At 69.1% G+C, this 12660-nt stretch carries 12 protein-coding genes and 3 pseudogenes; 6 read left to right on the forward strand and 9 right to left on the reverse strand.

Annotation, left to right across the window (positions count from 1 at the left end):
• The 3 genes and pseudogenes from AB0I18_RS49325 to AB0I18_RS49335 all read right to left on the reverse strand — a co-directional run.
• Positions 1-96, reverse strand: a pseudogene (locus AB0I18_RS49325) (hydrolase); the annotation flags it as partial.
• A 223-nt stretch (positions 97-319) separates the two neighbouring features.
• Positions 320-496, reverse strand: a complete 177-nt coding sequence (locus AB0I18_RS49330; protein WP_363112404.1) for a hypothetical protein — start codon at positions 494-496, stop codon at positions 320-322.
• 224 nt (positions 497-720) lie between these two features.
• The gene (locus AB0I18_RS49335; protein WP_363112405.1) at positions 721-1779 is read right to left on the reverse strand and encodes an MBL fold metallo-hydrolase; all 1059 of its coding nucleotides are present in this window, start codon (positions 1777-1779) and stop codon (positions 721-723) included.
• 129 nt (positions 1780-1908) lie between these two features.
• On the opposite strand from AB0I18_RS49335, the gene AB0I18_RS49340 reads away from it, so the two are divergent.
• Positions 1909-2289: a helix-turn-helix domain-containing protein gene (locus tag AB0I18_RS49340; RefSeq protein ID WP_363112406.1), complete on the forward strand. Its 381-nt coding sequence runs from the start codon at positions 1909-1911 to the stop codon at positions 2287-2289.
• Between the two features lie 663 nt (positions 2290-2952).
• Here AB0I18_RS49340 and AB0I18_RS49345 read toward each other — a convergent pair.
• The gene (locus tag AB0I18_RS49345; protein WP_363112407.1) at positions 2953-3633 is read right to left on the reverse strand and encodes a TetR/AcrR family transcriptional regulator; all 681 of its coding nucleotides are present in this window, start codon (positions 3631-3633) and stop codon (positions 2953-2955) included.
• Between the two features lie 76 nt (positions 3634-3709).
• Here AB0I18_RS49345 and AB0I18_RS49350 point away from each other — a divergent pair, with 76 nt between their 5' ends.
• The 3 genes from AB0I18_RS49350 to AB0I18_RS49360 all read left to right on the forward strand — a co-directional run bounded on the left by AB0I18_RS49350 (position 3710) and on the right by AB0I18_RS49360 (position 7011).
• Positions 3710-4405 (forward strand): alpha/beta hydrolase, encoded by a 696-nt coding sequence (locus AB0I18_RS49350; RefSeq protein WP_363112408.1) that lies wholly within the window; start codon positions 3710-3712, stop codon positions 4403-4405.
• 442 nt (positions 4406-4847) lie between these two features.
• Positions 4848-6062, forward strand: a complete 1215-nt coding sequence (locus tag AB0I18_RS49355; protein ID WP_363112409.1) for an FAD-dependent oxidoreductase — start codon at positions 4848-4850, stop codon at positions 6060-6062.
• A 10-nt stretch (positions 6063-6072) separates the two neighbouring features.
• Positions 6073-7011 carry a sigma-70 family RNA polymerase sigma factor gene (locus AB0I18_RS49360; protein ID WP_363112410.1) on the forward strand — a complete coding sequence of 313 codons (939 nt, stop codon included), beginning with the start codon at positions 6073-6075 and terminating at the stop codon, positions 7009-7011.
• A gap of 262 nt (positions 7012-7273) precedes the next feature.
• Here AB0I18_RS49360 and AB0I18_RS49365 read toward each other — a convergent pair whose 3' ends face one another.
• From AB0I18_RS49365 to AB0I18_RS49375, 3 genes are all read right to left on the reverse strand, one after another.
• On the reverse strand, positions 7274-7666 hold the full coding sequence (locus AB0I18_RS49365) for a hypothetical protein (protein WP_363112411.1): 393 nt from the start codon (positions 7664-7666) through the stop codon (positions 7274-7276).
• A gap of 11 nt (positions 7667-7677) precedes the next feature.
• Positions 7678-8136 (reverse strand): hypothetical protein, encoded by a 459-nt coding sequence (locus AB0I18_RS49370; protein WP_363112412.1) that lies wholly within the window; start codon positions 8134-8136, stop codon positions 7678-7680.
• A 165-nt stretch (positions 8137-8301) separates the two neighbouring features.
• Positions 8302-9210, reverse strand: coding sequence for a LysR family transcriptional regulator (locus AB0I18_RS49375; protein WP_363112413.1), 909 nt, complete (start codon positions 9208-9210; stop codon positions 8302-8304).
• Between the two features lie 178 nt (positions 9211-9388).
• Here AB0I18_RS49375 and AB0I18_RS49380 point away from each other — a divergent pair, with 178 nt between their 5' ends.
• A complete protein-coding gene (locus tag AB0I18_RS49380) occupies positions 9389-10633 on the forward strand; it encodes a sulfatase-like hydrolase/transferase (RefSeq protein ID WP_363112414.1) in 1245 nt (414 codons plus the stop codon).
• A 397-nt stretch (positions 10634-11030) separates the two neighbouring features.
• A complete protein-coding gene (locus AB0I18_RS49385; RefSeq protein ID WP_363112415.1) occupies positions 11031-11525 on the forward strand; it encodes a lamin tail domain-containing protein in 495 nt (164 codons plus the stop codon).
• 407 nt (positions 11526-11932) lie between these two features.
• On the opposite strand, the pseudogene AB0I18_RS49390 reads toward AB0I18_RS49385, so the two are convergent.
• Positions 11933-12512: pseudogene (locus tag AB0I18_RS49390) on the reverse strand (IS5 family transposase); the annotation flags it as partial.
• 2 nt (positions 12513-12514) lie between these two features.
• A pseudogene (locus AB0I18_RS49395) lies at positions 12515-12660 on the reverse strand (transposase); the annotation flags it as partial.

Genomic DNA, 12660 nt, shown 5'->3' on the forward strand with positions numbered 1-12660 from the left:
GTTGGCGAACTGGAACGGCTGGTGGTCGATCAGCAGCAGGACGCTCTCCTCGGGGGTCAGCAGGGCGTTCAGGCCGGTCTTCGGGGACTCGCTCACGGGATCTCCTCCAGTGCGTGGAACGCGTAGACACTTGGTGCGCGTTCGTTGACGCTTCAACCATTGCGCATCATTGTTGATGAGTCAACTATCTGGCTCGCTCCGCCCGACCAGCGCGCCTGGTCCGCCCTCGTCGGCGCACATCAGAGGGACGTATGAGACTTGATGCCCGATTCTTCGTTTCGGCCGGGGTGAGCGGGCAGGTCGCGGCTGCGTCGGACCGCTACCGCCGGGGCTGGGTGAACAAGCCCTGCGCAGCCTCGGCCAGGATCCCGCGGTCGGTCGGCCGCTTGAGCTTCAAGCGGATGTTGTTGATGTTGTTGGGCACGACCGTCAGGTCCATCGCCTCCCAGACCCGCCGCGCCCGCAGCGGATGGTCGGCCGCGGGGAACACGGCCATGATCTGCTGGTAGCCGGATGGTCCCGCAGTTTCGGTGCCGGCGCCGCGGACGGTTGAGGGTCGGGCAGTTCCAGCAGTGTCTTGCCGGTGATGCGGACTTCCTCGGCGGCCCGGCCGAGTTCGTTGAGCTGTGCGGTCAGCTGAAGAGCCCGGAATGCCAGCCGGTGAAGGGCCTGGCTGCTCAAGACGCAACCGGCTCGCGTGACCGGCCTCGGCTCCGGCCGTCAGGGGTGGATCTGGCTGCCGTATCCGAAGTCTATGCGGAGGGATTCCATTAGCGAGAAGGTGTTGGTCATGACGAAGACGTCGGCGGCGGCGAGGACACCGGTGTACTTGGCGGCGACGGGAGCTGCCGCCGTGCGGCACACCTCATCCAGCCAGACCTTGACCATGGCCCAGATGTTGTCCCCGTAGCGGGCGGCGTAGGGGGCTATGTCGACGGTGCCCAAAGCCTGCTTGATGGACTCGGTGAGGTCGGCGATGAACGCCTGGTGCACGGTGACGTCAGCCCGGTTGCCAAGTCGTCCCATGTGCCCGGCGATGAGGTGCTTCCAGGGATAGGCCAGGGCCGTGTCGTGGGCCTTGACGTATGCGGGCACGTCCTCGCTGAAGTTGAGGTTGCCGAAGGTTGCCCAGCCGGGAATTACGATGTCCACGAGCATCAGGGCGTCGTGGTCGGGGAACTGGATGAAGATGTTGTCCGGGGAGTGGTTGGGGCCGTGCCAGGTCAGTTTGACCCGCTCCCCGCCCACGTGCAGGGTGTAGCGGTCCTTGAACGTGACGTCGGGCGCAGGCTTGGCGGAGTCGTTGTCGCGCCGCAGGAGCCTGCGGTTCTCCTCGTGCCCGACCCGCACGACGTTCTTCCCGAACAGCGAGGAAGCGCCGATGTGGTCCGAGTGGTGGTGGGAGTGGACCAGGTGAGTGACCTTGTTGCTCACGCCGTTGGCGGCGGCGACTTCGTCGACGGCGCGCTGGAGGTTGTGTCCGATGGTCGGCGGGGCGTCGAACAGGACGACGCCGTCACGGGTCGTCAGGAACGCGGCCTGGTAGTTACCGTCCGTGACCCAGTACAGATTCTTCTTGACCCGTCCGACGTAGTAGCCCTGACTGTTCAGCGCGGGGCCGAGGGCCGACGCGGGAACCGGGGCGAAGTCCGGCAGATCGTCAGCTGCGGCGGCCGGGGCCGAGGCGGCCGCGGGGGTCGCCCCCGCGGTCAGCGCCAGCGCGACGGGAGCCGCGACGGCCGCTGCCGCCAGGAAGAGGCGACGGTTGGTACCAGGCATTTCCGACTGTGGAGTTGTCATTCCGACCTTCCCTCACGAAGAAGATATGCGTGACGCAGAGTTCGACGTCACCGGGAAGATATCCATGGGGTACTGGTTACTTCAACGATCCTTAAGTACCCTTCGGATATGAAGGCTGCTGCCAACGACTCGGGCATCTGCTGCCCGCCCCGGCTGGTGCTCGACCGCATCGGTGACAAATGGTCGGTGCTGATCGTGCTGAACCTGGGCGACGGACCCAAGCGGTTCAGCGAACTGCGCGACCTGCTTCATCACGTGACACCCAAGGTGCTCACCCACACCCTGCGGGGGATGGAACGCGACGGCCTGCTCACCCGGACGGTCTTCGCCGAGGTCCCGCCCCGCGTGGAGTACGAACTGACCCCGCTCGGCCACTCCCTGCGGCCCGTCATGGAGCCGATCAACACCTGGGCCGAGAAGCACGTGGACGAGGTCCTGTCCCTCCGCAAGGCCCACGACACCCGTGCCGCCGACACGACCGCCTCCTGACTTCTCCGTCGTCAGGTTCGGGCAGCCTCCGGTCCGGTAAACGCGGGCAGACCCCGGGCATTGAGGCTACGGCGACGCCGCCGACTGCGATCCAGAAGTCCGACCCGCGCAGGACCTGGCCAGGTACGCATGACACAGGTGGCGCCTCTTCGGGCTGAGCCATATGACCACCTGCGCCGATGGTTACGCAGTCGCGGCATCCGGCACCGCATCGTCCGCAGGGGCAGCGAGTCCTCCACACGATTGGGCCGCCAGCATCGCCTTCACCCTCATCTGCTGTTACCGCAGACTCACCAAATGAGATGAATCTTTAGGATGCAAGGCCTGCTGGCTCCGACCGCGAGAGTTGCGGGATAGAGCACGCCGTACCCGAAGCACACGGACGCAGTCGACGACGGTTTCGATCGCGAGGGGCTGGTCGTCACCGGTGTCGAGGGTGAGCTGCCGAGTGGCCTTGGCCGCGGCCAGAGAGCGTCGGCGCGCAGCGCGAGGCTCCACACCCGGGCGCGCTGCAGACCGAGAGATCCCTGCAGAGCGTAGGCGGTGCGCACCGGCAGCGCGGTGTGGTGGTCTTCCGGGAACCTGCGGCCGCCGCCTTCGCGAACGGCAGTACACCGGCACCCGTGCTGCCCGGCGGTCCCGGTCGTCCCGGCGAAGACGCTCCTACCGCAGCCGCGGAGGGGGCGTGGGGACGGGCCTGGACACTGGCTCGAAGTCCGGCTCCGCCGTGTCGGTGCTGGTCGTGCTGCCGCCGGCGCGCTCGTGGGAGCGGTAAGCGGTTGAGTGGTCGCCGCTGGACAGTTGCTCGACCGCGCCGAGGAAATCGCGGAAGGCCCGGTCGGTGCGGGTGGTGTCGCCGGTGGCGTCGAGGTCCATGAGGAGACCACGGATAACAGCGAGAACGAGCGTCGCGAGATCCGGCCGGCCGATGCTGCGCAGGCCGTCCTCCAGCGGCCCGAGCCAGTCGGTCGTCGCGGTGCGCCGGAAGTTGGGCCACAACCGCTGCTCCGCACTCTCGCGCAGCTGACCGAACATCCGCAGGTACGGCCGCCCGTCCGGGCCGGTGATGGAAGTCCAGGCGCGATCCAGGGTGGCCGTGTAGGGCTCGTCGGGCCGCGCCCGCAGGAGGTCACCGAACGTGTCGAGCTGGCGTTGCCGCGCGTGCCCGAGGACGGCTCGCAGCAGGGCGTCGCGGGTGCCGAAGTGATAGATCAGCATGCGGGCCGAGGTGCCGGTGGCGGTGGCCAGCGGCTCGAGCCGGTCGGGGAGACCGTGCGCGAGGGCGTGATCGGCGCAGGCGTCGAGCAGCCTCTCCTTGATGTGCGGTTGCGGTCGTCTGCCCACGCCCCGACTTTTTCACGTAACAGCAGCTACGTCTACCGTTGATCGAAAGGCAGTCAAGGCAGCCGTGGAGGCACCGATGAGGGTCGTGTTCGTACATGGGGCGTGCGTGCGGGACGGGTCGTGGTGGTGGCACCGCACCGCCGAACTGCTGCGGAAGCGAGGGGTGCCGAGCGTGGCCCCGGCCCTGCCGAGCTGCGGCGAGACGGGACGTCCCGGCGGCGTCGGCGGTCCGGGACTGTCCGAGGACGTGGTCGCGGTGCGGCAGGTGCTGCAGACCGGCGCCGAACCGACCGTCGTGGTGGCCCACAGCTACGGCGGCATCATCGCGGCGGAAGCCGCCGCGGGAATCGGGTCGGTACGCCACCTCCTGTTGGTCTCCAGTTACCTCCCCGAGGTCGGCCAGAGCTTGTCCGAGTTCGGGGACGGCAGCCCCGCCCCGTTCCTCGACGTCGACCCCGACGCCGGCACGTTCGGGGTCCGCCCCGACCTGCTCGTGGACACGTTCCTGCAGGACTGCGACCCCGAGGTCCAGGCGCAGGCGGTGGACCACCTCGCCCGGCAGAGCGTGCAGGTGACCGGGCAGCCGGTCAAGGCGGCCGCATGGCAGCAGGTGCCCTCGACGTACCTCGTCTGCGCCCAGGACCGTGGCACCCCGCCGCACCTGCAGCGCGAGTTCGCCCGCCGGGCCGGCAACGTCGTCGAACTCGACGCCGGCCACCACCCCTTCCTGTCCCGGCCCGCCGCGGTCCGGGACCTGCTGCTGAGCCTGTGACGGCAATCGCGGACGAGCCGGGCCCGCGGTCCGAGGACCAGGACGCTGTCGTGGGCACCGAGGAAGAAGTCCTGTCGAGGGCCTACGCGGTCTACAACGGGCAGGACGTTGACCTGCGAACACCGGCTTGACGCCAGATTCCCGGCGGGACTCGTCGTGTGGCTGGCTCGCGCACTGCCGCTGGCAGACGGTGGGATCCGGCTCGCCGCTCTGGCGCACCACCCCATGTTGCTCTTTGACCTCCGGCGATCTCGTGGCAGCTACGGTTGATCGCCCGGCTCAGGCGCGGTGCGGGACGGACCGGATTTTCGGTGTTTGCGCAGGTCGGAATCTGGTTCGGATGTTCCGCACCGGTCGAGTGACCCACCTCACACCCGGCTCCTGTCAGGAATCGCCGCGCTGTCCCGCTCAAGGGGAAAGCGATTCAGACAGGAGCCACACCATGAAGCACCGCATCCTCGTCCTCGGCGCCGGTTACGCCGGGGCCTTCGCCGCCGGGAGCCTGGCCCGTCGGCTCTCGCCCGCCGACACCGAGATCACCGTCGTCAACGCCGAGCCGGTCTTCGTCGAGCGGATGCGCAACCACCAGTTCGCGGCGGGCCGGGAACTGGCTACCCGGCGGCTCACCGACGTGTTCGCCGGCACCGGGGCACGGCTGCGCGTGGCCCGCGTCACCGCGGTGGACCCGGAGCGCAGGACCGTCGCCGTGACCGGCGAGGACGGTGTCGGCGAGCTCGGGTACGACACGCTGCTGTACACGCTCGGCAGCCGGGTCGCCGAGCACGGTGTCCCTGGTGTGGCCGAGCACGCCTTCGACGTGGCGGGACGGCCGTCGGCGCTGCGGCTGCGCGACCGCCTCGACAGTCTGGGCGGAGCCGGCACCGTGCTCGTCGTCGGTGAGGGCCTGACCGGCATTGAGACCGCCACCGAGTTCGCCGAGTCGCGCCCCGGTCTTTCCGTGGCGCTCGCCGCCCGTGGTGAGCTGGGAGCCTGGCTCTCCCCGGGGGCCCGGCTCCACCTGCGCGAGGCCTTCGACCGGCTGGGCATCACCGTCCACGAGCACACCAGCATCGAGGCCGTCGAGGCGACGTACGCGGTCGGCGCGGACGGCACCTTGTTCCCGGCCGACGCGACCGTGTGGACGGCCGGGTTCGCCGTCGGCCCCATCGCGGCCGCCGCCGGTCTCGAGGTCACCGAGGACGGCCGGATCGTCGTCGACGACACCATGCGCTCGGTCTCGCATCCGGACGTCTACGCCGCGGGCGACAGCGCCTACGCGATCGGCGACAACGGCCGGCCGCTGCCGATGTCCTGCGCCTCGGCGGGCTATACCAACATGCAGGCGACGGACGCGATCGTGGGACGGCTGACCGGACGCCGGGTTCCGAGTGTCAAGAAGACCTACATCGGCAACCACATCAGCCTCGGGCAGCACGACGCGATCCTTCAGATGGTCGATGGCGACGTACGGGCGAAGTCCTGGTTCGTGGGCGGCCGGAAGGCCGCGCGGTTCAAGGCGGGCGTCCTCTGGGGCAGCCTGTGGGCCACCTCGCACCCGACCTTCGGCATGCCGAAGCGCAGGCGCCGCCTGGCCGTCACCACAACGCCTGCCGGCACCACGGCCGTTACCACCGCGCCCGAGAATGCCGCCGCATAAGGTCGTCTGTATGGAGAGCACCGTCGCTGATCGCTTCGAGGCCGGCCGGGCACGGCTGGCCTCGCTGGCGTACCGTCTGCTCGGCTCGGCGGTCGACGCCGAGGACATCGTGCAGGACGCGTACCTGCGCTGGCACGCCGCCGACCGGGAGCGGATCGAGGTGCCGGAGGCGTGGCTGACCAAGGTCGTCACCAACCTGTGCCTGGACCGGCTCCGCTCGGCAGCGGTACGCCGCGAACGGGCGGCCGGCGCCTGGATGCCCGAGCCGCTTCTCGACGGCGACCCGATGCTCGACCCGGCCGACACCTTCGAGCAGCGCGAATCGGTGTCGCTCGCCGTCCTGACCCTGATGGAGCGGCTCACACCGGTCGAACGGGCCGTCTACGTCCTGCGCGAGGCGTTCTCCTATCCCCACTCCGAGATCGCCGGGATCCTCGACATCTCGGAGTCCGCGAGCCAGCAGCACGTCCACCGGGCCCGGCGCCGGGTCGCGGCCGCGCGCCGCGGCGGTGACGAGGTCGACCCGGCGACCGCGCGCAAGGTCCTCGAGGAGTTCCTCGCCGCCGCGTCCTCGGGTCGTACCGAGCGTCTGGTGGCGCTCCTCACCGACGACGCGACGGCGATCTCCGACGGCGCGGGCCTCTCCAGGACGCTGTGGCGCTACGAGACTCCCGAGCGCGTCGCCGCCGTGATGCGGACCGCCTTCAAACCCACTCCCGCGAAGCGGCGCCTGGCCGGCGGCTCGCCCACGTTCCACATCGGGCAGGTCAACGGCTGGCCCGCCGTGCTCGCCGTGCTCGAGGACCGGATCGTGGGCGCCGCGGCGTTCGAGATCAGCGACGGCAAGGTGGCGGCGCTGCACGGCTTCGCCGCCGCGGAACGGCTCGCCCGCCTCACCGAGATGTGGCGGCAGCACGAACCCGACGCGCCGGTCATCGGCCGGTGGTGACCGGCGTCTCCGTCGCGTGATGCGCAGTTCCCGGAGACGCGGAGACCGATCTGTACCGAGGCCGATCTGCTTGGCACGCCAGCGAAACCGGGACAGCCACTCGACGTGAAGTTGCGTCCTTGTCCGAGTATCCGAGTATCCGAGTACTCGGGCCTCGTGCTTCGTTACTCGACATCTCGAAGCGCAAGGGGCGGCCACGTCTGCCGTCGGGGCAACGGCGAACCCCGGCGCGAGGCGAACGCGCCGGGGTGCAACAACAGGCTCAGTACCGCGTGGGGAACAGCTGAAGCTTGGCCTTGTTGCCGGAGACCGACTTCACCCAGATCTTCAGGTTGTTGAACTGGAGGGTGCCGCCCGGGCTGGTGTAGCCGCTGAGGCTCCCGCCGGCGGCCGACATCTTCACGGACCGGGAACTGATGCTCGTGATCTTCAGCTTCCCGAACCCGAACTTGCGGCTGTCGACCTTGATGGTCTTGGGCGCCGATACGGTGGTCTTGCACCGCCCGTCGTAGCAGGGCCCGTTGGCGGCAGACGCCACCGGCGTCATCAGGCCGAACCCGAGTGTGCCTGCCATGGTCAGCGTGAGTGCGGTCGTCGCGGCCCGTCGGCGCATACCGGCGGTGGTCACCAGGGTGGCGTCTGTCATTCGGCCCATGCGGTTACGGTTCACGTCATCGCCCTTCGGTCGGTCGGAAACGGTACGGCGGGGAGTTTCTGCACCGCCGGAGTGTGCTCGGATCCGAGCCGACCGGTTGGTGCCCCGCTGCACCACCGATTCCAGCGCCCACCTGGTTGTTCAGTAACCTGCTCCCCCATCCTGAACAACTCGCGTGGCCCGCCTCCGGCGTGGTGGAGGCGGGCACGCAGCGAGGCGCGGTCCCGAGTGGTCAGACTCCCGTCGAGTTCTTCACGTACGGCGACGGCGTCGATGAGGATGGCCAGTCCGCTGCCCAGGCTGATCATGTTGAGGACCAGCGCACGCAGCGGTTGCACAACACTGCCGGTGAACAGCAAGAGCAGGACGAAGGTGGTGATGGCGACCAGGGGCAGGGCGAGCCGCATTCGCCCGACCAGCGTCCTGCGGATCAGGCCGCAGGCGGCAACGCGAAGGGGGTCCCCGCTCAAGCCAAGTCGAGAGTGACGACGAAGCCGAGGTGGTCGAAGCCCGATGCCGGTGATGGACGCCGCCCTGCGGGAGTCACTCAAGGCCCTGGGTTGGCTCGTCGCAGTTCCAGGTCAGCCACCATGGAGCTGGATTTTCGACGGACGCGCATGCCCGCGCTGGAGTGTTCAGCCGGTCTTCGGGACGTGCGTGACGTCTCGTGTGACGGCCACGAATTCCGCGGCGACGGGTGAGAGGCCGTGGCGCGGGACCGCCAGGGCGAGTTCGACCGGTGACGTGGTGGGGATCAGTTCGGCGAATACGGCGCCCAGGCCGGTCAGGGCACCGACCGAGCCCGGGACGATGCTGACGCCGCAGCCGGCCGCCACCAGGCCGACGATCGTCTGCATCTGTATCGCCTCCTGCGCCACTCTCGGCTCGAAACCGCCCGCGTGCCGGCAGAGGGCGGTGATCTGGTCGTGGAGGCCCACGCCCAGGTTCCGGGGAAAGCGTACGAAGGGCTCGCCGACCAACGAGCGGATATGCAGGCGCTGTTGGCCGGCCAGCTTGTGGTCGCTGGGCAGTACGACGAGCAGCGGTTCACGGGAGACCGGAAGGAGAGCGAACTCCGCGTCGGCGGGTGAGGGGAGCGGCGGGCGGACGAAGCCGACGTCGAGCGTGTGTGCGCGCAGCCGCTCGATCTGGGTGGCCGTGGGGAGTTCGCTGAAGCGTACGACCACGTCCGGGTAGCGGGTGCGGTAGGCGCGCAGGACGGCGGGCAGCGGGTGGAGCGTGGCGGACCCGACCATGCCGATGGAGAGTTCGCCGATGTCGCCCCGCCCGGCGGAACGCGCACGGGTCTCCGCCCGCGCCGCCAGGGCCAGCGCGCCGCGCGCGTCGGCGACGAAGAGCTCCCCGGCCGGGGTCAGCCGCACATGGCGGGTGTCCCGGTCGAACAGCGAGACGCCCAGCTCGCGCTCCAGCGCCTTGACGGCCTGGCTCAACGGCGGCTGCGCGATGCCCAGTTCGGCCGCCGCGCGGCCGAAATGCAGATGGTCGGCGACGGCTACGGCCGCCCGTAGATGTCTCAGCTCCACCCGGCCCACGATATGCACCGCGTATTACTGGCGGTCAATCGTGCTATGGATGCGCAAGAGAGCGTCCGTGTCCGACAGCCTGGCGCAGCACAGTGCCGTGTGCGGTCAGGAAAGGGTGAGGGACGTTATGTGTGCGGAGCGTACGGATCGGGTCTCGTCGGCGCCGAGTCGTCGGCGTGTGCTGAAGCTTGCCGGCGCCGGGGCGGTCGGCAGTACGGGAGTCCTGGCAGCCGGCGGGACGGCCGAGGCGGCTGAGGCGCGGGCCGCCGCTCGCGCCGTACGGCCCTCCGGCGGCGTGCGGCGCGTGGTGCTGTTCCACCTGGACAGCCTGCACCACGAGGCACCCCAGCGCCTCGGCCTGGCGAACGTCCAGCGCCTGGCGGAGCGGGGCACCCAGGTGCAGGAGGCCCTTGTCATCTCGCCCTGGCACCCCACGATCGGCGGCTATCTGCCGCTGTCCACCACGTCCTTCCCCAACCCGACGACCTTCGCGGGCTCGCTGTTCCTCCGCCCCTCGCGGGAGCAGCGCTATCTCCAGCACGGCTTCAAGGGGTTCACAGCGCATATCGCCAACAGCGAGGCGTACCGCTCCCTCAACCCCGGCTTCGACTTCACCCGCCTCAACGGCGAGGACACCGACGAGGACAACGTACGCCTCGGCCTGCGCCTGCTCCGCGAGCACGACGACCTCACCTTTATGCGGCTGCTGCTCCAGGACACCAACACGGCCGGCCAGGCGGTCGCGAACGCCCCGGCCGGCGAACCCTGGGCGCGCGACATCTACGCCAAGGGATCTCCGTACCCCGCGGTGGTGCGCACAGCCGACGCGCTACTGGGTACGTTTCTAGATGGGCTGGAGCGACTCGGCATGGTCGACGACACGCTCCTCGTCCTGCTTTCCGACGGCCAGTCACGGCTCGGCTGGCACCCCGTCCAGGCCGAGGACTCCTGGCGCACCCCGCTCGTCTTCGCGGGTCCCGGAGTGGCGAGGGGCAGCAGCATCCCGTACGCCGAGAACATCGACATCGCCCCCACCGTGGCGGCTCTCGCGCAGATCCCCGCACCCGGCGACGACGGCGGCTCCGGGCGGGTGCTGGACGAGATACGGACGGACGACCGCCGGAGCACCGCGCCCGGCGCGCCCGGCACGCCCCGTCGCGTCGAACGGATCAACCGGCAGATCGCCGAGTACCTCCGACTGGAGGGCTGGCTGCGCGCCCACGCCCGCGACTATCCCTATCTGGACGTCCAGTTGATGCGCGCCAGCAACGGCTCGCTGTCCGACACGCAGTTCTGGGGCCTCGACCGGATCGACGAGTGGCCCCAGGCCGAGTCGATCGACCGGATGATCGAGGACAACGACTCCGTACTCGGCACCCTGCGCCAAGCCCTCCACGACTCCGGTGCCCCGGCGCTGCTCTGAACCCGAGCCTCGGGCCCTGATGCCGGGAAGCGGCGCTTGACCACGGCGAACCGCTCGGCGGCCTGACGTCGTCCCGAGCACACTGACAGCAACGGCCATCGCGTACTCCCCTGGTCTTCACCTCCCTGGAGAGTCCCGCGGTGGCCGTGCCATGTCCCGGCCGCCGAGCAGCCAACCGCGCATGATCCCGCTCCCCCGGTGGGCGCAGCAGTGCACTTGGGCCGCCTGGTCTCGACAGCCAGTCCGCACCTCTGCTTTCACACCGCCTCGGCGGGCGGAGGGGAGGGCCCGGCGCCCTCTTCAGAGCTCTTCACAAATTGCACACCAAGGGAACACGCGTTGGACACCTTCGATATGCTCCAGGCGCTCCATTCACACCACTGTGGGGGATTTCCGCATGCGTATACGTCACACGCTGGCCGCAACAGTCACATTGGGCGCGATAGCCGTGCTGGCCGCCGGCCCGGCCCAAGCCGCTGAATACTCATCCGCGCTGAAGGTCAAGGGCGTTCAGTACGACGCCCCGGGCACCGACTCCAACAGATGTTCCGGCGGCAACACCAAGAACGAGTACCTGACGATCAAGAACTACTCCCGCACCGCGACCGTCAATCTCAAGGGCTACGTCGTCAAAGACGCCACCGGCAACAAGTTCACCTTCACGGCCAGCCACAAGCTCCAGCCCGGCGACTATGTGAAGCTCCGCGGCGGCCGCGGCACCGACTCCGACGCCGGCAACGTCGCCTACCGCCAGAACTGCAACTTCATATGGAACAACGACAGGGACACCATCTACCTGTACAAGCCCTCCGGCAACCGTGCCGATGTCCACTCCTACACCAAGCGCGCCAACGACGCCGACGGCAACGGCTACATCACCTACCACGGCTGACATCCCGCCCGGACCACCGCGCGCAGACTCGACCTGCCGACTACCCCACCGCTGCGGTGTCTACGTCATAGATGTGCGCGGACGACGCAGGTTCTGCGGAGACAACGCACGCGAGGGCCGCCAGTAGACGATGAGTCGCTGATGGCCCTCGCGTCTGGCTGGGTCACGTCATCGGATGCGCCCCAGCCAGTTCGGTCAGAACGTCGACGGGTTGCTGCAGCTGTACAGGAGCGCACCACGGTCGTAGCAGTGAGGCCACTGCATACGGTTCCGGGTCTCGGGGCCGTAGACGCCGTCGGCACTGCCGGAGTTGCTGATCCTCTGGGCGGCCCAGGTGCCGCCGTAGCAGATGACGATGACTTGCTGAAGAGCTGCGACCGCCGACCTCAACCCTCCTGGGGGTGCTTTCAGAATGCTGGGTGCTTGCGGGCGAGGGTCATGCAGTGGGCGAGTTGGAGCAAGGCGTCATGCATGTCGTCTCAGGCTTCCCAGCGGGTCCGTAGACGGCGGGGGCCGTGGAGCCGGGCGATGGCGGACTCGGCGACCCACCGGATCTTCCCCAGGCCCGAACCGTGCGGATGGCCGCGTCGGGCGATCTTCGGTGTGATGCCTCGCTCGCGCAGTCGGCGGCGGTAGCAGTCGTAGTCGCGGTCGGCGTATAACGTGCGGGGCTTGCGCCGAGGGCGGCCCCGCTTGCCGCACCGGCCCGAGGCTGTCGATCAGCGGCAGGAGCTGGGTGACATCGTGGCGGTGCCCGCCGGCCAGAGAGACCCGCAGCGGAGTGCCGCGTGCGTCGGTCAGCACGTGATGCTTCGAGCCCGGCCGTGCACGGTCAACCGGGCTCGGACCGACTTTTGGGCTGCTTCGCCCCCGCTTGGCCTGCACATGCGAGGCATCGATGGTGGCACGGGAGAAGTCCAGACGGTCCGCCGCCCGCAACCTGTCGAGCAGCACCCGCTGGAGTTCTTCCCACACCCCGGCCTCTCGGTGATGCCGGTGGCGACCACGACGGCCCGGGAGACGATCTGATGGTTCACCCGCGCGTTGCAGTAGGTCGCGTCCAAGTAGACGTACAAGTAGACGTAGGGGAAGCGGACGTGATCCAGCGGGCGGGTGCGGAATGCGGTCAGCGGCC

Source organism: Streptomyces sp. NPDC050704, from assembly GCF_040654355.1.
In the GTDB taxonomy this organism is placed as follows: domain Bacteria; phylum Actinomycetota; class Actinomycetes; order Streptomycetales; family Streptomycetaceae; genus Streptomyces.

What these genes read in the sequence shown, in the direction of transcription:
- AB0I18_RS49330 (WP_363112404.1), bottom strand. Translation starts at nt 496, where the DNA reads ATGGCCGTGTTCCCCGCGGCCGACCATCCGCTGCGGGCGCGGCGGGTC.
- AB0I18_RS49335 (WP_363112405.1), bottom strand. Translation starts at nt 1,779, where the DNA reads ATGCCTGGTACCAACCGTCGCCTCTTCCTGGCGGCAGCGGCCGTCGCG.
- AB0I18_RS49340 (WP_363112406.1), top strand. Translation starts at nt 1,909, where the DNA reads ATGAAGGCTGCTGCCAACGACTCGGGCATCTGCTGCCCGCCCCGGCTG.
- AB0I18_RS49350 (WP_363112408.1), top strand. Translation starts at nt 3,710, where the DNA reads ATGAGGGTCGTGTTCGTACATGGGGCGTGCGTGCGGGACGGGTCGTGG.
- AB0I18_RS49355 (WP_363112409.1), top strand. Translation starts at nt 4,848, where the DNA reads ATGAAGCACCGCATCCTCGTCCTCGGCGCCGGTTACGCCGGGGCCTTC.
- AB0I18_RS49360 (WP_363112410.1), top strand. Translation starts at nt 6,073, where the DNA reads ATGGAGAGCACCGTCGCTGATCGCTTCGAGGCCGGCCGGGCACGGCTG.
- AB0I18_RS49365 (WP_363112411.1), bottom strand. Translation starts at nt 7,666, where the DNA reads ATGGGCCGAATGACAGACGCCACCCTGGTGACCACCGCCGGTATGCGC.
- AB0I18_RS49385 (WP_363112415.1), top strand. Translation starts at nt 11,031, where the DNA reads ATGCGTATACGTCACACGCTGGCCGCAACAGTCACATTGGGCGCGATA.